A 19,215-nucleotide genomic window follows, 5' to 3' on the forward strand; every position below is an offset into this window, starting at 1 on the left:
CCACCGAAGCCTGAACTGCGCCAAGGCCAGCACGGCCGCTAAGCCGCGCCCAAGCGAACGGCAGCACGCGTTCCCCATAGGTTGGGTCTTGACCCACCGGCTCTTGACGCTTGCCGCGGCTGTCCCGGATGTCGTTCGCGGATTCCGTAGATCCATGCGTGCCGCCAGCGTCGCGCTTTGGTGGGTCAAGACTCACCCTATGCGAGCGCTTTGGGGTAAGGCGAGTGTTGAGCTCCGGTGGGTCAAGACCCACCCTATGGGAGCGCTCTGGGGTGAGGCGAGCGTCGTGCTTCGGTGGGTCAAGACCCACCCTGTGCGAGCGCTTTGGGCTGAGGCGAGCGTTGAGCTTCGGTGGGTCCAGACCCACCCTATGCGAAGCGATGCGCTTGCGCGGTTTGCCGCGCTTTGGGTGGGGGGGCGTGCGGCTTGCAAGGGCATTCGGAATCGCCGCAGCCCCATAGGGTGGGTCTTGACCCACCGGCTCTTGACGCTTGCCGCGGCCGCGCTGGACGCCGTTCGGGGATTCCGCAGACCCGTGCGTGCCGCCAGCGTCGTGCTTTGGTGGGTCAAGACCCACCCTATGGGAGCGCGTTGGAGAGAGGCGAGTGTTGAGCGCCGGTGGGTCAAGACCCACCCTATGGGCGCGCTTCGGGGCCCGCGCGCATGAACCTCGCAGGGACCGGCCTCGATCTGCCGCCAGAGCTGCGCGCGCGCTTGCGCGATCTGCGCCTGCGCACGCCACTGCAGGCGCCGATCGGGCCGCTCGGTCGTCAGCAAAGTCGCTCGCGTGGACAGGGCCTCGAATTCGCCCAGTACCGCGGCTATGTCGCCGGCGATGCGCCGCGCCAAGTCGACTGGAAGCTGTTCGCCCGCAGCGATCGCCTGTTCGTACGCGAGTCCGAGCGCGACGCGCCGCTCAGCGTGTATCTGGTGCTCGACTGCAGCCCCTCGATGGCGCAGGACGATCTCGCCAATCCCGGCTGGACGCGGCTGCATGCTGCGCGTCGGCTGGCCGCCTGCGTGCTTGATGTGGCGCTGCGCGAAGACGAGCTGTTCGGCCTGCTGGCTTTCGAAGCGCGCGCACCGCTGTGGGCGGCGGCGAACGGCGGTCGCGGCCAGCGCGATCGTCTGCTTTCCGCACTCGCGGGACTCGCGCCGACCCAAGCCTGGCCCGAGGCCCGCGCCCTCGACGCCTTCGCAGCGCGCATGCCGCCGGGCGCCCTGGTGCTGGTGCTCAGCGACGGCTTCGACAGCGCTGCGTCCGAGTTCGCCGCACGCCTCGCCGCCGCGCAGCGCAGCGTCGCCTTCCTCCGCATCCTTACCGCCGAGGAGCGCGAGTTCCCGCTGCAGGGCGCCCTGCATCTGGTCGATCCCGAATCGAGCGCGCTGCGCGAAGTCGACGGCGCGGCCGTGCGCGCGGGCTTTCTGCAGCGCTTCGGCGCCGCGCGTAGTGAGTTCATCGCGAACCTTCAGCAGCGCGGCGTGGCGTGCGTCGAGCACTGGCTGGACCGCTCGGAAGACGTCGCACTACGGGCGCTGTTCGGCCGCGGTGGGCGCATCGACAGCGGTGGCCGCGCATGAGCCTGCTGCTGCCCTCGGCCCTGTTCGCGCTGCTGGCGCTGGCCCTGCCCCTGCTGATCCATCTGCAGCGCCGCCGCGAGACCCCACCACCGCGCCTGTTCGCCGCACTCGCCTACATCGATCCGCAGGCGCGGCCGAAGCAGCGCCTGCGCCTGCGCGATCTCGTACTTCTGCTGCTGCGCCTGCTGTTGCTGGCGCTGCTGGCCTTCGTGCTGGCACAAGCGCTGCTGCACGGACGCGCCGGTGCGCCCTGGGTGCTGCTGTGGCCGGGGCTGGATCCGGCGCAGGTGGGCCCGGTACCTGATGGCACCGAACTGCGCTGGCTGGCACCAGGCTTTCCGCGGGTCGATGTCATGCCTGCGCCCGCTGCGGAGGCGCCCTTCAGCCTGCTGCGCCAGCTCGCCTTCGAGCGCCCGCGCGAACAGGCGATCGAGGTGCGTGTTCCGCGGGAGATCGAGGGCTGGGACGGTGTATGGCTGCAGCTGGGGCGTGAGATCACGTGGACGGTGCTGCCGGTGGCGTTGCCGGCGGTGCCTCGCGAGGCGCAGGTTTTGCGCGTCGCGGTGCAGACGATGGATGAGGTCGAGAACGAACAGCGCCAGGCGCTGGCGGCGCTGCGCGCCTACTTCGAGGGCTTGGCTGAGGGCACGCCGCTGCAGCTCGTCGAGGCGGAAGAGGCGCTGCCCGCGAACGGTGTCGATGCGCTGTGGGTGATCGCATCGACGAAGACGATCCCGCAGCAACACACAGGAGAGCCCGCACACGCACAATCGCCCGAACGCGCCGAGGACGACGAAGCGCGCCGCGAGGACAGCGCGCCCGGCGCGGATGTCGGGTCCGACGCCGTGGACGCCGCGCTAGCGGGTGAGGTTAACGGTAACCGGCGCGAGGGTGCGGCTCCGGTGGGTCAAGACCCACCCGATGGAATCGCGGCGGGCGCGCTGGAGTCGCTGTCGCCGGCCTGGCGGGTGTGGCTGCGCGAGGGCGGGCGTGTGTTGATCAGCGGCTCAGGCGAGCGCGCTGCGCACGCGCCCCGGCCCGGTCCCGAAGCCGACGCGGTGCTGGCCGCTCTCGATGTCCGCGCCCACATGATCTGGCGCGGCGAGCACGCGTCGCTACGCCGCGTGCTGATCGACGGCGCCGAGCTGCGCCTGCTCGACTGCCCGCTCGACACGCGCTGCCTGCCCGAGCTGCTGGCGCCGGACTTTCCGCGTCTGCTGCAAAGCTGGCTGGCGCCGGAGCCCTCTCCCGCATCGCGTATCGACGCACAGCTGATCGCGCCCAGCGCCGACGGACTGCCGCCGCAGCCAGCGGGCAGGCCGCTGCGCGATGCGCTGATCCTCGTACTGCTGCTTGTGCTGTTGGCCGAGCGCTGGCTGGCGGCGACGCGGAGGCCCGCATGAGCACGCCGATGTCAGCGTCGAAAGCGCGCGCGTTCGCGCCCAGCGCCACAGCGCAAGCCCTGCTGCGGCGCGTGCGGCGGCTGGGTCTGATCGAGGCCGCGCTGTGGGTGCTGCCGGCGTGGGCGCTGCTGCGTTTTGCGTCCGCGCCCTGGCCGGCGCTGTGGACCGATGTCGCGGCGCTGCTGGTGCTGCTCGCCATCGCCGGCCTGCGCACTCGCCAGCGCAGCACAACGTGGCTGGCGCAGCGGCTCAACCAGCGCCTGCCGAGCTTCGAGGACAGCGCCGGCCTGCTGTTCACGCCCGGAACGGGTGCGCTGGCCGCGCTGCAGCGGCAGCGCTTGGAACGGCGTCTGCCGCGCGTCACCTTGGCCGCGCTGGACCTGCGCGCACACTCGCCGTGGATGCTGCTGCCGATCCTGCTGGCCGCGGCCGTACTGCTGCTGCCCGCGCAGCGCATGCAGGGATCGACCTTGCCCGCTGCGCGCGAGGCAGCGGCCGCGGAAGCCGATGCGCCACTCGGCCCGCCGAGTCTTCAGTCCACCGAGGTGCGCATCAGGCCGCCGCGCTACACCGGCCTGACCGAGTCCACGCAGGCCGCGCTGGACATCGAAGCCGTGGCTGGCAGCCGCATCGACTGGGCGCTGGAGATCACGCCGGCTCCCAGCTCGGCAGCGCTGGTCTTCATCGACGGCCGCCGCATCGAACTGCAGCTCGCGGACACAGCATGGCGCGGCAGCGACACGCCTGAAGCCAGCAGCCGCTACCGCGTCGAGATCGACGGCGCGGTGCTCGGTCTCGACGACGCTGCCGCACGCCTTGAACTGAAGCCCGACCAGCCGCCGCAGATCCGCGTGCGCCGTCCCGGTCAGACCCTGAACATTGTCGAGTCCGCCGCTGCCATGGAACTCGACATCGAGGCCAGCGACGACTTCGGCCTGGGCGCGGCCGAGCTGCTGCTGACGCTGGCGAAAGGTGACGGCGAGCTGGTCGAGGTCAGCGAGCAGCGTCTCGCCCTGCGCGGCGAAGGCGATGCGCGCAGCCGCCGCTACCTGCGCCGACTCGATCTCGGAGCACTCGGCTTCGAGACCGGCAATGACCTGATCCTGCGCGTCGAGGTGCTGGACAGCCTGGGCCAGCGCGCGCGCAGCCCCAGCTACATCCTGCGCTGGCCCAAGCTGCGCGACACCGAGGGCGAGGGCGTCGAGGGCTTCGTGCAGCGCACCCTGCCGGCCTACTTCCGCAGCCAGCGCCAGATCATCATCGACACCGAGGCCCTGATCGCCGAACGCGCGGCGCTGGAGCGCGAGCGCCTGCTGGCGCGCAGCGACAGCATCGGCGTCGACCAGCGCCTGCTGCGCCTGCGCTACGGCGAGTTCCTCGGCGAGGACGTCGAGACCGAAGGCCCGCTGCTGCCCGAGGGTCACAGCTTAGACGACGGCCACGGTCACGCCGACCCGGCCAGCTTTGGCGACGCCGCCTCGCTGGTCCGCGCCTACGGCCACATGCACGATCAGGAGGAGGGCACCACGCTGTTCGACCCGGTGACCCGCGAGCGTCTGCGCTCGGCCCTGCGCGAGATGTGGCAGAGCGAGCTGCACCTGCGCATGGGCGATCCGGTGGCCGCGCTGCCCTACCAGTACCGGGCCTTGGACCTGATCAAGCAGATCCAGCAGGCCAGCCGCATCTACCTCGCCCGCGTCGGCCTGGAGCTGCCGCCGATCATGTTTTCGCGGCGGCTCACCGGCGATCGTTCGACGGCCGTACGTCCGGGCGATCCGCTGCGCGCGGCCGAGCGCGGCGATGCGGCGCTGGTGGGGGTGTTTTCGGCCCTGGCGGGCCGGGGATTCGGGATTGGGGATTCGGGATTGGTCGGGGGTGAGGCTCTTGCCGACGCGGCGCCGGCTCCCGACGTCCTCGCAGCGTTCGAGTCCTGGCTCACCGGGCAGCCGATTGAATCGACGCTGGACTTGCGCGAGCGCTTCGACCGCGTGCGCCGCGATCCGGACTGCGCGGACTGCCGTGCCGCGCTGGCATCGAGCCTGTGGCAGCGGATCGCGCCACCGCCGCAGGGACCACGTTCGCGCGCCGGGCTCGATGTCGCGGGCGAGGCCTGGCTGCGCGCGCTGGAGGACGCCCGATGAGTCTGCCGGCGAACTTCATGGCCTTCGCCCTGCTCGCCATCGGCCTGTTCGCCGCCGCGCGCCTGCTGTGGAAGCGGCCGCAGCGCTGGCCCTGGCGACTGCTGCTGCAGAGCCTTGCCCTGCTGCTGCTGTTCTTCGTGTTGAACCCACCGCCGCAGCCGCTGCCGCAGGCTGGCACGCTGACCGTGCTCGGCGCCGGCTGGCGCGACGCGCTCACCCATAGGGTGGGTCTTGACCCACCGGAGCTCGACACTCGCCCCGGTGCGAAGATCTTGGGCGTCGCCGCCGACGATTCCCGCGATCTCAACGCTGTCCCGGCAAAGTCCGGAGTCTCGGGAGGCAGCGGAGACATCGAATCAGCGCCCGCAGCGGAGGCGCGGCGCGATGTCGAGGCCACGGTGGGTCAAGACCCACCCGATGCGTCGAGCGCTGCCGCAGACGTGGCGGACCGGGGCCGTGCCGGTCGTGGGTCGAATGCGAACGCCGAGCTTGGACCGCCCACAGCCGTCATTGCGCTGCCTGAAGCGGAAGACCCGCTGCCGCCCGGCGTGCAGGGCGCGCCCGACCTCGCGACGGCGCTGCGCATGCGGCCGGAGTTCGCCGCACTGCGCCTGTTCGGGCGTGGCCTGTCGCTGCGCGATCTCGCGGTGGCGCGGGAGCGTGGGCTCGCGTTTTTCCCCGCACCGCTGCCGCGCGGATTCGTTGCGATCGAGCACCCGGAGGACGTGACGCTGGGCGCAGCGATCGACGTGACCGCGCACTGGAATGGAATGGCCCCGGCGCGCGTGCAGCTGCTCGACGCCGCGGGCGAGGCGCTGGCGGAACAGGTCTTCGATGCCGGGGAATCGTCGGCATCGTCCACCGCCTCGGGCGCATTGAACGCTACGGCGGCAGACACGCCCGCCGTCGACGCCGCAATCGAACAGGATGCGATGGCAGAGGCGTCCAGCGCTGCGGCTGTGGCCGACGCGGCGGCCGGGGCGAGCACAGCGAGCGTCGCTGTCACTACAGCCACCCAGCCCGCACCCGGAGACAGCACCTCGGGCAGCGCCCTTGCGCCCGCGCCAACGGATGCAGCGTCTTCCGTGCAAACCGCATCTGCGCTGGCGCCGATGCATTCCGGCGTCGTTCGCCTGCAGACGCTTGCGCGCGCGGCAGGTCCGCTGCCGCTGCGCCTGCGCGCCCTCGACGCCAAGGAGCAGACGCTCGACGAGTTCGCCTTGCGCCTAGACGTGACGCCGCCACGCGCCCTCAAGGCGCTGCTGCTGGCCGCAGCCCCGGGCCCCGAAACGCGCGCGCTGCGCCGCTGGGCGGTGGATGCCGGACTCGACTTCGACAGCCGAATCCAGTTCGCGCCTGGACTGGTGCAGGGCGGGCGCGCGCTGGCGCCGAGCGCGGAAGAGCTTGCCGCGCTCGATCTGCTGATCCTCGAAGAGCGCGCCTGGTCGGCGCTGGGCGCGGGCGGACGCGCCGCCGTCCTGGGCAACGTGGAGAACGGCCTCGGCCTGCTGCTGCGCCTCACGGCGCTGCCGAATCCGGGCCTGCTCGCCGAGCTGCGCGAGGCCGGCTTCGCGATCGAGCGCGTGCCCGGCGAGACCAGCGCACAGGCGCGTGTCGCCGAGGCGCCCACGCGTCTGCGGCAGCTGCCGATCCGCGTCAGCGCGGCGCAGTCGGTACCTGCCGTGCTGGCGGATTCGGGCGAGCCGCTGGCGCTGTGGCGCGCGCGCGGTCTGGGTCGCCTCGGTCTTCTGTGGCTGACCGACAGCTACCGCCTGCAGGCGGCGGGCCATGCCGAGGTCTACGGCGCGCTGTGGAGTGGGCTGACGACTGCACTCGCAAGGGCGCCTGCGGCGCCCCCGCCCGCGCCGATCCTCAGGCTTCCGCGCGGGCAGATGCAGGCTTGGCTCGGCGAGCGCATCGAGCTCTGCGGCCTGCGTGCGCCGCTGGCGCTGTCGGCCCCTGACGGAGCCCAGCTCACCCTGGCGGCTCCCGATGCGCAGGGCTGTGCTGTTGCCTTGCCGAGCACGCCGGGGCGCTACCGTCTGGGTACGGCTGAGGCGACGGCGCTGAGCTTCGAGGTGCGCGATCCAGCGCGGGAGGCCGCCCTGTACGCGGCCGATCTGCGCGCGCGCACGCATGCCGCGGTGTCCTCGCGAGCGGCGGGGGCGAACAACGCGGGTCCGGCCTACGCCCCCGGCGACTTCTGGCCGTGGCTGCTGGCCCTGCTCGCCGTGTTCGCCGCGCTGTGGTGGCTGGAGCGGCCGCGCTCGCCCTGAGCGATTTGGCGACAGACAGCGAGCCGGGTGGTCTTGCCCACGCCTGCTAGCGATCCCTCGCGCGCCCTCGACGAGCCGGAGCGCTCGCGCTCTTCGTAGACACTTTCTTTCAGGCCCAGCCCTTACTGCCCGCGCTTCGTGCCCACCTTGCGGGTCGCGAGCAAGCTCGCTCCTACAAACAGCTGGGCCTCGCGCCTACAAACAGCTGGGCTTCGCTCCTACAAGCAGCTTGGCTTCGCGGGACCACCCGCGGAGCACATGGGTTCTGCTTCTTGTTCTTTTGCTGCTGGCGTTTGTAGGAGCCTGCTTGCAGGCGACCGCAGCCCACGCTTCGTGCCCACCTTGCGGGTCGCGAGCAAGCTCGCTCCTACAAACAGCTGGGCCTCGCGCCTACAAACAGCTGGGCCTCGCGCCTACAAACAGCTGGGTTTCGCGGGACGACCCGCGGAGCGCATGGGGTTCTGCTTCTTGTTCTTATGCTGCTGGCGTTTGTAGGAGCCTGCTTGCAGGCGACCGCAGCCTGCAGCCTGCACCCACCGCCGGGTCACGAGCCGCCTGTGCGCATTCATTGTGCCGGACGCGGTGGCGCGGTCAGCTCGCGGACATCGAGGAAGCCATCGCCGTCGACATCCTGCAGATCGAAACGGGCGTCGATGCGCGCGTGGTGCTCGCGCAGCGTCAGCGCCTGTCCGCGGCGGAAGCTCGTGCCGGGCGGCAGCTCCTGCGGCTGCAGCACGCCGTCGCCGTTCACGTCCATCGCGCGGAAACCGCGGCCCATCCAGGCGCGGTATTCGGCCCGGCTGACCTTGCCGTCGCCATCGGAATCCACGCGCGCCAGCTGCTCGGCCGGCGCGTTCGGAAACGCGGCGGCGAGCGCGGGCATAGACAGCAGGGCAAGGCAGAGCGCGCGCATGTCCACAGGATAGCGGCGATGCCGTCCTTGGATCGGCCGCAGGGTCATCCGCGCTGCTTACACGCGCGCCGGCTGCAGGCGATAGCCCTTCAGTCTCTGCGCGAACTCCTGCAGTGCGGCATTGCCCGACTGCTCGGCATCCGCGCACCACTGGCGCAGGGCTTCTAGGGTGGCTTCCGAGCCTTGGCTGGTGCGCTCGAACACCGCGCGCAGGCGCCGGCGGTAGTCGTAGATCGCCGCCAGCTGCGGATGCTCGGCGATCCAGCTGTCGAGCTTCTGCTGCTGCTCGGGCTTGAGCCAGCGGCCGTGATCCTTCAGCGCGCGGCGCAGCCGGCCCGGCAGCGCCTTCAGGTTGGCCTGCGCGCCGGCCATGTCGGCCTTCAGATGCGGGGCGACAACGATGCGGAAGTAGTCGGTCATCACCTGGAAGCGATGCGCCAGCACCGCGCGGACGGTGTCGCTGTCGGGCATCTGGAGGTTCGGGCGGATGTCGAGCTTCGGCGCGACGCGCAGGATCTTCGCCAGGCCCAGCGCCGACAGCATGCGCAGCGCCACCCAGCCGATGTCGAACTCGAAGCGGCGCAGGGCGAAGCGCGCCGAACTCGGGAACGCGTGGTGATTGTTGTGCAGCTCCTCGCCCGCGATGATCAGGCCCCAGGGGCTGATATTGGTCGCGCGGTCGTCGGTCTCGAAGTTGCGATAGCCCCACCAGTGGCCGAGGCCGTTGATCACGCCCGCGGCCAGCACCGGAATCACCAGCATCTGCAGCGCCCAGACGGTGATGCCGATGACGCCGAACACGCCGATGTTGAGGAACAGCAGCAGGCTGGGGCCAAGGCCCGGAAAGCGCGAGTAGACATGGCGCTCGACCCAGTCGGTCGGCGTGCCGTGGCCGAACTGGGCGTGGATCGTGCGATCCTTGCGCGCGCTCTGGTACAGGGTGACGCCGTGGAACAGCACCTTGTTGATGCCCAGCACCTGCGGGCTGTGCGGGTCTTCGGCGGTTTCGCAGCGGGCGTGGTGCTTGCGATGGATGGCGACCCAGTCCTGGGTGACCATGGCGGTGGTGAACCACAGCCAGAAGCGCATCGGATGGCTGATCAGCGGGTGCAGGTCCACCGCGCGATGGGCCTGGCAGCGGTGCAGATAGATCGTCACCGACATCAGGGTGAAATGCGCCATCACGAGGAAGGCGCCCAGCACCAGCCACCATGCGTTGCCGAACAGGCCGCCCGTGGCCCAGCTGAAGAATGCGTTGTCCATGAAGCCCTGCGTTTCCGTGTCATGAGTGAACAGATGTTAGCAGCGTACCTCGACTCTTCCTTCACGACTGTCGGCACATCCCCGACCCATGCCTGAGCTGCCCGAAGTCGAAACCACCCGCCGCGGCATCGAGCCGCATCTCGTGCAGCGGCGCATCGCGCGGGCGGTGCTGCGCCGGCCCGACCTGCGCTGGCCGATCCCGGACGAGATCCGCGACGAGCTGCCCGGGCAGCGCATCGAGGCGGTCGAGCGTCGCGCGAAGTATCTGATCCTGCGCGCCGAGACCGGCGACGCCATCCTGCATCTGGGCATGTCCGGCAGCCTGCGCGTGCTGCCGGCGGGCGTGCCGGTGCGCGCGCATGACCACGTCGACCTCGAACTCGACGACGGCCAGCTGCTGCGCTTCAACGACCCGCGCCGTTTCGGTGCGCTGCTGTGGCAGGTGCGCGGGCAGACCCATCCGCTGCTGGCCGGGCTCGGACCCGAGCCGCTGTCGGCCGAATTCTCCGGTGAACACCTGTTCCGCCTGAGCCGCGGCCGCGCGGCACCGGTCAAGACCTTTCTGATGGACCAGGCCATCGTGGTCGGGGTCGGCAACATCTACGCCGCCGAGAGCCTGTTCCGCGCCGGCATCGACCCGCGCCGCGCGGCGGGCAAGGTGAGCCTCGCGCGCTACCAGGCGCTGGCCGAGGCGGTGCGCGAGATTCTCGCCTACGCGATCGTCCGCGGCGGTACGACCCTTCGCGATTTCCTCGCGCCCGATGGCGCACCCGGCTACTTCGAGCAGGAGCTGCTCGTGTACGGGCGCGAGGGCCAGGCCTGCAAGCTCTGCGGGACAACACTCAAGCACATGGCGCTGGGCCAGCGCGCCACGGTGTGGTGTCCGCGATGTCAGCGCTGAATCTCCGCCCGCCCGGTCGCCTGCCGGCCCTGCGGGCGCCCAGCCGCGGCCTTCGCCGATCGACGCCTCCCGCCGGCCTCGCCCCAATCCCCAGCCCTGCACCGAGCCCATGCTGCGAACCTTCGCCCTGATCGGACCCTTGGCGTTTCTGCTCACTGCGATCGCCGTCCAGGCCCTGCACCCGAGCTACGACTGGCGGCAGGCACCGCTCTCGTTCTACCTGTCCGGCCCGCACGGTGCGTGGCTGCAGTGGGCCTATGCCCTGTTGGCGGCTGCGATCTCGGCGCAGGCCTGGCTCAGCTGGCGGGCGGAACGCACCGGCCTGTGGAACACCGGCGCCCTGCTGTTGTTCCTCGGCGGATCGGTCGCGCTGGTCATCACCGCGGTGTATCCGGGCGGCTCGCCGGCCGCTGCGGTACCCGAGTTCGAACATCGTCTGCATCTGTGGAGCGCGCTGCTGGCGTTCGGGCTGACCGGGCTCGGCCTGCTGCTGCGTGGCGCCTTGGACTGGACGCGCGGCGAACGTCTGTTCCTGCCCTTGGCCGTGCTTGCCGTGGGCTGTCTGCTGCTGCATGTGGGGGTGCGCGAGCTGCCGCGGGGGGCGAGCCAGAAGCTCACGATCGCGCTGTACCTGCTGTGGCTGGCGCTGCACGATTGGCGGGCGCCGACGCGGTCATTCCGCCGCCGGCGCGGCTCCGTCTGACGTCGGCGCGGCGCGGGCGACGCACCCGTGCGCCGCCCGCGGATGCGGAGGGCCGCAGACGCTCGATCGGCGCCGGTCTTCGCCGGTCTCAAGAACTGCGTGAGCTGGGTCAAGACCGCGTTGACCGATCGCTCGCGCGGCCTGCAGCGGGCAGCGATCGGGCGGGGCGTCGAGTCGGCATTCGCGCATTCGCCTTGGCACCCACGCGGGCCCGTTCGGTCACCGCCGGGTTCGCAGCACCTTCAGGGCGACGGCGGAGGCAGGGGCGGCGCCCCGCGCAGCGCCTCCAGCAGCGCAGCGCGCGGCAGTTTGCCAGTGGCATTGCGGGGCAGGGCGTTGACCCGCTTCAGCGGTCGCGGCAGATAGACCGGGTCGACCACTTCGCGCAAGGCCGCGAGTACCGAGATTTCGTCGAGTTCCGGCGCCACCACCAGCGCGGCCACGCGCTGCACGGGGCCTGCCGTCTCGGGCAGAAACACCACGCCATCCTGCACGCCCGGAATGGCCAGCAGGCGACGGGTGAGCTCGCCCAGCGAGGCGCGCTTGCCGGCGATCTCCAGCAGGTCCGCGGCGCGCCCGGCCAAGCGGAAGCGGCCCTGCGGCAGCAGTTCGATCAGGTCCTGCAGCAGTACCGGTGCCGCCAGCCAGTCGGCGTCGATCTGCGCGCCATCGGGGCGCGGCTGGATCTCCACGCCGGCATAGGTCGTCCAGGCCTGTTCTCGCGCGGTCTGCCGATGCGCGATCACGCAGGTCTCGGTGCTGCCGTAGAACTCCAGCACGCGGCCGCCGCTGGCGGCTTCCGCCGCACGCGCCAGGTCAACCGGCAGCGGTGCCGTCGCGCTGACGATGGCTGCGATGGGCGGCAGCGCGAGGCCGGATTCGATCAGCGCGCGCAGATGCACCGGCGTGGTCACCAGCACGCGCGGCGCTTCCAGTTCAGTCAGGCCGCGCACGATGTCGGCGGGGAAGAAAGGACGCCCCGGATGGATCGGAAATCCGCCGAGCAGGGGCAGCAGCACCGAGGTCTCCATGCCGTACATGTGCTGCGCCGGCACGGTGGCGAGGATCTGCGCGCCTGAGCCCGCCACCTCGCGCAGCAGCTCGGCGTTGAGCTGGGTGCTTCGGCTGAAGCTGCCCCAGCGCTTGGGTTGGGCCTTGGGTGGACCCGAGCTGCCCGAGGTGAAGCCGATCACCGCCAGCGCCTCGGCCGGCAGCAGCAGCGGCTCGATGGGCCCGGTCCACTCGGCGAGAGCCGCCGGCAGCGTGGTGTAGCGCGGCGGCTGGCGCTCAAGCCCGCAGCCGTTCAAGCCGTCGTCGCCGACGCAGTGCGCGTCGGGATAGCGCTCCAGCATTTCCAGGATCACGCTGGGCGCGCGCGAGGGCGGCAGCAAGGTCGGCTGGCCGCGCATCAGCGCCGCCGCCAAAGTCAGCATGAAACGGTAGCGGTCCTCGCACAGATTGAGGCAGTGGCTGCCGGCCGGAAGCGTCTCGGCCAGCGCGCGCGCCTGACGCAGAAAGCGCTGCAGCGACACCGGTGCGGCCCCGTCGAGCGCAAACACGCGGTCGAGCGGCCCGCAGGCGAGCGGTACTAGGGCGGTGGCGAGGCTGGGATCGCTGGGAACGGCCGACATGCAGTGAAGAACGCGTTACGAGGCCGCCAAGGCTCCATGAAAACGCGGGGGGACTCAAGAGAGCCGGGATTGGGGGTGAGGCGACGCGTTTGCGCGGCATGCCGCGCGAGTGCCCGAACGCCCGAGCGCCCAGCGCGAGGGCCGGGAGGGGATTCGGGACTCGAAGCAGCAGGGGGACGGGGCCGCCGAATACCTCGCAGCTTGCCGTCATGAGCGGCGCGGGACTCCGATTCGACAGGCCCCAAACAACGACGGGCTGCGCAAGGCAGCCCGTCGAGCAAAACCCGGTGACCTGGTCAGGGCAGAGCGCGCCTTCGAATCCAGCGACGCTCTTGCGAATCCCGAATCCCGAATCCCGAATCCCAGCTACTTATCAGCAATCGAATACGCCGGCAGCTTCTTCGGCACCCGCACGTTCTTCAGGGTGACATAGCGCGGCAGGCCGTCCTTGCCGAAGGGCGGAAAGGCCTCGCCCTGGATGAGCGGGGCCAAGTACTTCCGGCAGGCCTCGGTGATGCCGTAGCCGTCGCGGCGGATGTAGCCCTTCGGCATCTTCTTCTCGTGGTTGGCGACCTTGGACAGCGGCGCCGGCTCGATCTTCCATCGATAGGGCGCATCGCTGAGGCGCTTGATGACCGGCATCACCGCGTTCTTGCCGGCCAGCGCGTACTCGACCGCGGCGCGGCCCACGGCCTGGGCCTGTTCCCAGTCGGTCTTGGACGCCAGGTGACGCGCCGAGCGCTGCAGGTAGTCGGGCACCGCCCAGTGGTACTTGTAGCCGAGCTTGTCCTTGACCAGGGCGGCGATGGTCGGGCCGACACCGCCGAGCTGGCTGTGGCCGAACGCGTCCTTGCCGCCGGCTTCCGCAACGAAGCGGCCGTCCGGATGGCTCAGGCCCTCGCTGACGACGACCGTGCAGTATCCGATCTTCTCGACCGTGGCCTTCACCTTGGCCAGGAACTTGGCTTCGTCGAAGGCGATTTCCGGGAACAGGATGATCTGCGGCGGATCGTTCTCCTCGCGCTGGGCAAGCCCGGCGGCGGCGGCGATCCAGCCGGCGTGGCGGCCCATCACCTCCATCACGAAAACCTTGGTCGAGCTCTCGGCCATCGAGATCACGTCGAGGCTGGCTTCCATCACCGACACCGCCGTGTACTTGGCCACCGAGCCGAAGCCCGGGCAGCAGTCGGTGACGGCGAGGTCGTTGTCGACGGTCTTCGGCACGCCGATGCAGGTCATCGGGTAGTCGAAGGTCTTGGCGATCTGCGACAGCTTGTGCGCGGTGTCCGCGCTGTCATTGCCGCCGTTGTAGAGGAAATAGCGGATGTCGTGCGCGCGGAACACGTCGATCAGGCGCTCGTACTGCGCGCGGTTTTCCTCCAGCCCCTTGAGCTTGAAGCGGCAGCTGCCAAAGGCGCCGCCGGGGGTGTGGGCGAGGTCGCGCAGGGCGGCCGCGGATTCCTTGCTGGTGTCGATCAGGTCCTCGCGCAGCGCGCCGATGATGCCGTTCTTGGCAGCCAGCACCTTGACCTTGTGCTTGCGCGCGGTTTCGATCACGGCAGCGGCGGTGGCATTGATGACTGACGTCACGCCACCGGACTGTGCGTACAGCAGTTTTCCCTGGCTCATGCGGGTGAGGGCTCCGACCAAAGTGTTGAATTGACTCTACCCGGGGCAGCGGTTACGTTGCCGGCGACCGCGCGAACCGGGGCCTGTAGGGCTCGCAAGTCTAGCCGCCCCGCCGACGCCGCGCCCAAGCTTTCCACCACTTCCGGATCTCCCATGCGACTCGTACTTCTCGGTGCGCCCGGCTCAGGCAAGGGCACACAGGCCACGCGGCTCAAAGAACAACTGAGCGTGCCGCACATCTCCACGGGCGACCTGCTGCGCGCTGCCGTGGCTGCCGGTACGCCGCTGGGCCTGCAGGCCAAGGCGGTGATGGAGCGCGGCGAGCTGGTCTCCGACGAGATCGTCCTCGGCATGCTGGAAGAGCGCTTCAGCAAGCCTGACATCGCCCGCGGCTTCATTCTCGATGGCTATCCGCGCAATCTGGCCCAGGCCAGCGCGCTGGACGCCCTGCTGCACCGTTTGAACCTGCCGGTCGACGTGGCGGTGCAGCTCGATGTCAGCACCGAGCTGCTGGTCCAGCGCATCGCTGGTCGCGCCCAGGCCGAGGGCCGCGCCGATGACACCCCCGAGGCGGTGACCAATCGCCTGCGCGTGTATTCGGACCAGACCGCGCCGGTCATCGACTACTACCGCGAGCGCGGCCGCCTGGTCTGCGTGTATGGCGTCGGCGCGATGGAGGAGGTCTCCGATCGCATCCTCGGCGCCATTCGCAGCGCCACGGCCGACGAAGCCTGATCGCCTCCGGCCCGAGGCCCGGGCGAATGGCCGACAGCCCCGTCGCGCCCCGCGCCGGGGTGCTGCCTTGGACGACGAGCACGTCAGCGTGAACTCCTTCCTCGCGCGTCTGCTTGCCCTGGTTCTGCTGCGCTGCGGGCCGCAGGACCTGCCCTTCGATGCCCGACTTCTGCTGCGCTTGCTCGCGGCATGGGTGCTGCTGCAGCTGTTCGTCCAGCATGTGTGGCTGGACAGCGGCGCGGGCGCTGGGCAACTGCCGCTGGTGCTCGGCTTCCTGCTGCTGCCGATCCACGTGCTGCTGATGCTGCGCGGGCGCCGCGAGCGCTTCGTGCAAACCGCGCTCGGCTTCGTGGGCGCCAGCCTGGTGATCGGCCTGGCCTCGCTACCGGCGATGCTGGTGCTCGACAGCATCGATCCGGCACGGGTGCAGAGTGAGGGCGTTACCGCGCTGCAGACGCTCGCGTTCTGGGCCGCACTGATCCTGACGGCATGGAAGCTCGCGGTCGATGCGCACCTCTGGCGGCACGCTCTCGATGTCGCGCCGCCGCTGGCGATCGCCACCAGCCTCACCCTGTTCCTCGCCGAGATCGCCGTGCTGGGGCGACTCGCCGGAGCCTCCGAATGAAACTGCACATCCTCGGCATCTGCGGCACCTTCATGGGCGGCGTCGCCGCGCTGGCGCGCGAACTCGGCCATGCCGTCGAAGGTTCGGACCAGAACGTCTATCCGCCGATGAGCACCCAGCTCGAAGCGCTCGGCATTGCGCTCGCCAGCGGTTACCGGCCCGAACATATCGGCGCCGACGTCGACCAGGTGGTGGTCGGCAATGCGCTCTCGCGCGGCAACCCGGCGGTGGAAGCGGTGCTCGACGCCGGCCGCGACTACCGCTCCGGCGCGCAGTGGCTGGCCGAGCGCGTGCTGCGCGGCCGCCGCGTGCTGGCGGTGGCCGGCACCCACGGCAAGACCACCACCAGCTCGCTGCTGGCCTACCTGCTCGACTGCGCCGGCGCCGAACCAGGCTTCCTGATCGGCGGCGTGCCAGAGAACTTCGGCGTGTCCGCGCGCATCGGCGGGAGCCCGGCCTTCGTGGTCGAGGCCGACGAATACGACACCGCCTTCTTCGACAAGCGCTCGAAGTTCGTCCACTACCGGCCCGAGATCGCGATCCTCAACAACCTCGAGTACGACCACGCCGACATCTTTCCCGACCTGGCCGCGATCCAGCGCCAGTTCCACCACCTGGTGCGCACCGTGCCCGGGCGCGGCCGGCTGATCGTCAACGCCGAGGACGCGGCACTCGCCGAGGTGCTGGCGATGGGCTGCTGGACGCCGGTGACGCGCTTCGGCATTGACGTCGCGGCCGACTGGCAGGCGCGCCTCTTGAAGCCCGAGGGCAGCGCCTTCGAGGTGGTGCAGGGCGGCGCGGTGATCGGTGAAGTGCACTGGGACCTGCTCGGCCGGCACAACGTGATGAACGCGCTGGCCGCGCTGGCTGCCGTCGACGCTTACGGACTCGACGTGCGCCCGCTGCTGCCCAAGCTCGCGGGTTTCGTTTCCGTGAAGCGCCGCCTGCAGAAGCTCGGCAGCCCGCACGGCATCAGCGTCTACGACGACTTCGCCCACCATCCGACGGCGATCCGCACCACCCTTGCCGGCCTGCGCGCCCAGGTCGGTGCGGCGCGCATCCTGGTCGCGATCGAACCGCGCAGCAACTCCATGCGCCTGGGCGCACATGCGGCCGAAATCGCGCCGTCGCTCACTGACGCCGACGCCGTGGTCTTCCTGCACCGGCCGGAGCTCGCCTGGGATGCGGCCGCCGTGGTCGGCGCCCTGCGCGGCGAAGGCCATACGGTGCCGACGGTCGATGCCCTGCTCGACCGGCTCGCCGCACTCGCGCAGCCGGGCGACCATGTGGTGTTCATGTCGAACGGCGGCTTCGAGGGCGCGCCGCGGCGGATGGTGGAGCGGCTGCAGGGCTGAAGCGAGCGGGCGGACTATTCGCTGCCGCTGACCAGCGTGCCCTTGTCCAGATGCACGGTGCGGCGAGCGTACTCGGCGGCCTTGGGGTCGTGGGTGACCATGATGATGGTCTTGCCGAATTCGCTGTTCAGCCGCTGCAACAGGCGCAGCACCTCGTCGGCGGTCTTGCGGTCGAGGTCGCCGGTGGGTTCGTCGCAGATCAACAGGCGCGGGTCCGAGACCAGGGCGCGAGCGATCGCCACGCGCTGCTGCTGGCCGCCGGAAAGCTCGTTCGGCTTGTGCCCGCCGCGGTCGGACAAACCGACCAGCTGCAGCGCGATGCGCGCGCGCTTGGCGCGTTCGCTGGCGCCGAAATCGGTCAGCAGCAGCGGCAGTTCGACGTTTTTCTGGGCCGACAGTACCGGCATCAGGTTGTAGCTCTGGAAGATGAAGCCGACCGTGCTGGCACGCCAGGCGGCCAGCTCGTCCGCGCTGTACTCCTCGATGCGCTCGCCGCCCACCTTGAGCACACCCGAGGTCGGCGAGTCGATGCCGCCGATGAGGTTGAGCAGGGTGGTCTTGCCGGAGCCCGAAGGGCCCATCAGGGCAACGAAATCGCCCTCAGCGATGTCCAGGTGGATGCCGTGCAGCACTTCCACGCGCTGGCTGCCGCGCACATAGGCCTTGGTGAGCTCGCGAATCTCGACCAGCGGGATGGAGGCGGCCACGGGCGTCAGCGGCTCGTTTTGCGGGCCACCCGGACGCCGTCCTGCAGCGTGTCCGGCGGCGATAGCACCACGGTCTCGCCACCCTGCAAGCCCGTCAGCACGCGACGCTCACCGTTGGCGGTGTCGCCCAGCTGCAGCTCAACGCGACGCACGCTGTCGTCCTCGGCCAGCACGAAAACGTGGCCGCGATCGCTAGCGCTGGCGCCTTCGGCACCCTCTTCAGGTGTTGCGAGCACTACGGCGCGCTCGGGCACGAGGGCACCGCTGGGCGGAGCCGCGTTCGGATCGGGGCGGGCTTCGAGGAAGCTCACCCGCACGCCCATGTCGGGCACGATGCGCGGGTCGCGGCTGTCCAGGGCGATGCGCACCTTGACCGTGGCCTTGCTGCGGTCAGCCGCCGGCACGATGGCGATGACGCTGCCGGGGATCTTCCAGTCGGGGTAGGCGTTCAACACGGCATCGACCGGCATGCCGGGCTGCACGCGGCCGATGTAGGCCTCGTTGACGTCGACGTTGACCTCCAGCGAGTCCATGTCGACCACGGTGCCGATGCCGGTGCGGGTGAAGCCGCCGCCGGCCGAGAGCGGCGACACCATTTCACCGGGCTGCGCGGCTTTGGCGATGATGACGCCGCTGAACGGCGCGCGCACTTCGGTATTGGCGAGATTCAACTCCGCCACCGCGACCTGCTCGGCGGCGACTTCGGCCGCACGCTGCAGCGAGCCGAGACGAGCGGCGCGGGCATCGCGATCGCTCTGCGCCTGTTCCAGCGCGGCGTCCGACGTGAGCTTGCGGTCGGCCAGCTCCTGTTGGCGCTTCAGGGAGCTTTCGGCCAGCGCCAGCAGCGAGCGCGCTTCGGCGAGCTGCGACTGGCTGGAGGCCAGCTGCGCGCGGGCCAGCTCCAGCTGCGCGGCGGCGTCGACCGGGTCGAGCCGGGCCATGAGTTCGCCTTCAGTCACGCGCTGACCTTCCTCGATCAGCACCTCCAGCACGCGGCCGGTCACTTTCGACGAAACCGTGGCAATGCGTCGCGCGGTGACGAAGCCCGAAGCGTCCAGCAGCGAGGTCGGTCCGGCTTCGGCGGCGCTGCGCGCGCTGCCGGTCTCGACCTCGATCGGACGCATCGCGCGCAGGGCGAAAAAGCCGATCGCGAGCACGATGAGCACCGGCAGCCAGATCGGAACTCGCCGCTTGCGCGCGGCGCGGCCCCCGGCGCCGCGCGGAATGCGCAGGGCTTCCAGCAGGGCATCGGAGCGTTGGGCGTCCTGGCTCATGGGGCGGGTCCGTTCGGGCAAGAGGTGTGGTGTCGCAGCCGGCAGTCTGGCGCATCCGGGGGGCGGCGCGCAGGCTGC

At 70.4% G+C, this 19,215-nt stretch carries 15 protein-coding genes; 9 read left to right on the top strand and 6 right to left on the bottom strand.

The features are described from left to right. The first annotated feature begins 663 nt into the window (after positions 1-663). From H4O13_17490 to H4O13_17505, 4 genes are read left to right on the top strand one after another with little or no spacing between them, the layout of a single operon-like run. Positions 664-1,581: a DUF58 domain-containing protein gene (locus H4O13_17490; protein MBE5317191.1), complete on the top strand. Its 918-nt coding sequence runs from the start codon at positions 664-666 to the stop codon at positions 1,579-1,581. Continuing rightward, positions 1,578-2,984, top strand: coding sequence for a BatA domain-containing protein (locus tag H4O13_17495; GenBank protein MBE5317192.1), 1,407 nt, complete (start codon positions 1,578-1,580; stop codon positions 2,982-2,984). The genes H4O13_17490 and H4O13_17495 overlap by 4 nt, the downstream gene beginning before the upstream one ends. Continuing rightward, the gene (locus H4O13_17500; GenBank protein MBE5317193.1) at positions 2,981-5,125 is read left to right on the top strand and encodes a hypothetical protein; all 2,145 of its coding nucleotides are present in this window, start codon (positions 2,981-2,983) and stop codon (positions 5,123-5,125) included. The genes H4O13_17495 and H4O13_17500 overlap by 4 nt, the downstream gene beginning before the upstream one ends. Then, complete coding sequence (locus H4O13_17505) at positions 5,122-7,401, top strand: hypothetical protein (protein ID MBE5317194.1); 2,280 nt, start codon at positions 5,122-5,124, stop codon at positions 7,399-7,401. The genes H4O13_17500 and H4O13_17505 overlap by 4 nt, the downstream gene beginning before the upstream one ends. Before the next feature lie 565 nt (positions 7,402-7,966). Here H4O13_17505 and H4O13_17510 read toward each other — a convergent pair. Next, positions 7,967-8,314 (bottom strand): hypothetical protein, encoded by a 348-nt coding sequence (locus H4O13_17510; GenBank protein ID MBE5317195.1) that lies wholly within the window; start codon positions 8,312-8,314, stop codon positions 7,967-7,969. Positions 8,315-8,371: 57 nt separating this feature from the next. Beyond that, positions 8,372-9,577, bottom strand: coding sequence for a fatty acid desaturase (locus tag H4O13_17515; GenBank protein MBE5317196.1), 1,206 nt, complete (start codon positions 9,575-9,577; stop codon positions 8,372-8,374). A gap of 88 nt (positions 9,578-9,665) precedes the next feature. On the opposite strand from H4O13_17515, the gene mutM reads away from it, so the two are divergent. Then, a complete protein-coding gene (gene mutM / locus H4O13_17520; GenBank protein ID MBE5317197.1) occupies positions 9,666-10,478 on the top strand; it encodes a bifunctional DNA-formamidopyrimidine glycosylase/DNA-(apurinic or apyrimidinic site) lyase in 813 nt (270 codons plus the stop codon). A 112-nt stretch (positions 10,479-10,590) separates the two neighbouring features. Next, positions 10,591-11,181 (top strand): DUF998 domain-containing protein, encoded by a 591-nt coding sequence (locus H4O13_17525; GenBank protein MBE5317198.1) that lies wholly within the window; start codon positions 10,591-10,593, stop codon positions 11,179-11,181. A gap of 242 nt (positions 11,182-11,423) precedes the next feature. On the opposite strand, the gene H4O13_17530 is transcribed toward H4O13_17525, so the two are convergent. Together H4O13_17530 and H4O13_17535 are read right to left on the bottom strand one after the other, a co-directional pair. Continuing rightward, positions 11,424-12,812, bottom strand: coding sequence for an acyl-CoA synthetase (locus H4O13_17530; protein MBE5317199.1), 1,389 nt, complete (start codon positions 12,810-12,812; stop codon positions 11,424-11,426). 366 nt (positions 12,813-13,178) lie between these two features. After that, on the bottom strand, positions 13,179-14,441 hold the full coding sequence (locus H4O13_17535) for a 6-phosphofructokinase (protein ID MBE5317200.1): 1,263 nt from the start codon (positions 14,439-14,441) through the stop codon (positions 13,179-13,181). A gap of 153 nt (positions 14,442-14,594) precedes the next feature. Between H4O13_17535 and H4O13_17540 the strand changes: the two genes are divergently transcribed. From H4O13_17540 to mpl, 3 genes are all read left to right on the top strand, one after another. Beyond that, positions 14,595-15,176, top strand: coding sequence for an adenylate kinase (locus H4O13_17540; GenBank protein ID MBE5317201.1), 582 nt, complete (start codon positions 14,595-14,597; stop codon positions 15,174-15,176). A gap of 88 nt (positions 15,177-15,264) precedes the next feature. Then, positions 15,265-15,801: a hypothetical protein gene (locus tag H4O13_17545; protein ID MBE5317202.1), complete on the top strand. Its 537-nt coding sequence runs from the start codon at positions 15,265-15,267 to the stop codon at positions 15,799-15,801. Next, complete coding sequence (gene mpl, locus H4O13_17550; GenBank protein ID MBE5317203.1) at positions 15,798-17,156, top strand: UDP-N-acetylmuramate:L-alanyl-gamma-D-glutamyl-meso-diaminopimelate ligase; 1,359 nt, start codon at positions 15,798-15,800, stop codon at positions 17,154-17,156. Before H4O13_17545 ends, mpl begins: the two co-directional genes overlap by 4 nt. A 14-nt stretch (positions 17,157-17,170) precedes the next feature. Here mpl and H4O13_17555 read toward each other — a convergent pair whose 3' ends face one another. Beyond that, positions 17,171-17,851 carry an ABC transporter ATP-binding protein gene (locus H4O13_17555; GenBank protein ID MBE5317204.1) on the bottom strand — a complete coding sequence of 227 codons (681 nt, stop codon included), beginning with the start codon at positions 17,849-17,851 and terminating at the stop codon, positions 17,171-17,173. 17 nt (positions 17,852-17,868) lie between these two features. Then, positions 17,869-19,137, bottom strand: coding sequence for an efflux RND transporter periplasmic adaptor subunit (locus tag H4O13_17560; GenBank protein MBE5317205.1), 1,269 nt, complete (start codon positions 19,135-19,137; stop codon positions 17,869-17,871). Between the last annotated feature and the right edge of the window lie 78 nt (positions 19,138-19,215).

The organism is Lysobacterales bacterium (assembly GCA_014946745.1).
Lineage (GTDB): Bacteria > Pseudomonadota > Gammaproteobacteria > Xanthomonadales > Xanthomonadaceae > Aquimonas.

Coding starts and splice junctions, on each gene's coding strand:
- H4O13_17490 (MBE5317191.1), top strand. CDS start 664: ATGAACCTCGCAGGGACCGGCCTCGATCTGCCGCCAGAGCTGCGCGCG.
- H4O13_17495 (MBE5317192.1), top strand. CDS start 1,578: ATGAGCCTGCTGCTGCCCTCGGCCCTGTTCGCGCTGCTGGCGCTGGCC.
- H4O13_17500 (MBE5317193.1), top strand. CDS start 2,981: ATGAGCACGCCGATGTCAGCGTCGAAAGCGCGCGCGTTCGCGCCCAGC.
- H4O13_17505 (MBE5317194.1), top strand. CDS start 5,122: ATGAGTCTGCCGGCGAACTTCATGGCCTTCGCCCTGCTCGCCATCGGC.
- H4O13_17510 (MBE5317195.1), bottom strand. CDS start 8,314: ATGCGCGCGCTCTGCCTTGCCCTGCTGTCTATGCCCGCGCTCGCCGCC.
- H4O13_17515 (MBE5317196.1), bottom strand. CDS start 9,577: ATGGACAACGCATTCTTCAGCTGGGCCACGGGCGGCCTGTTCGGCAAC.
- mutM (MBE5317197.1), top strand. CDS start 9,666: ATGCCTGAGCTGCCCGAAGTCGAAACCACCCGCCGCGGCATCGAGCCG.
- H4O13_17530 (MBE5317199.1), bottom strand. CDS start 12,812: ATGTCGGCCGTTCCCAGCGATCCCAGCCTCGCCACCGCCCTAGTACCG.
- H4O13_17535 (MBE5317200.1), bottom strand. CDS start 14,441: ATGAGCCAGGGAAAACTGCTGTACGCACAGTCCGGTGGCGTGACGTCA.
- H4O13_17540 (MBE5317201.1), top strand. CDS start 14,595: ATGCGACTCGTACTTCTCGGTGCGCCCGGCTCAGGCAAGGGCACACAG.
- mpl (MBE5317203.1), top strand. CDS start 15,798: ATGAAACTGCACATCCTCGGCATCTGCGGCACCTTCATGGGCGGCGTC.
- H4O13_17560 (MBE5317205.1), bottom strand. CDS start 19,137: ATGAGCCAGGACGCCCAACGCTCCGATGCCCTGCTGGAAGCCCTGCGC.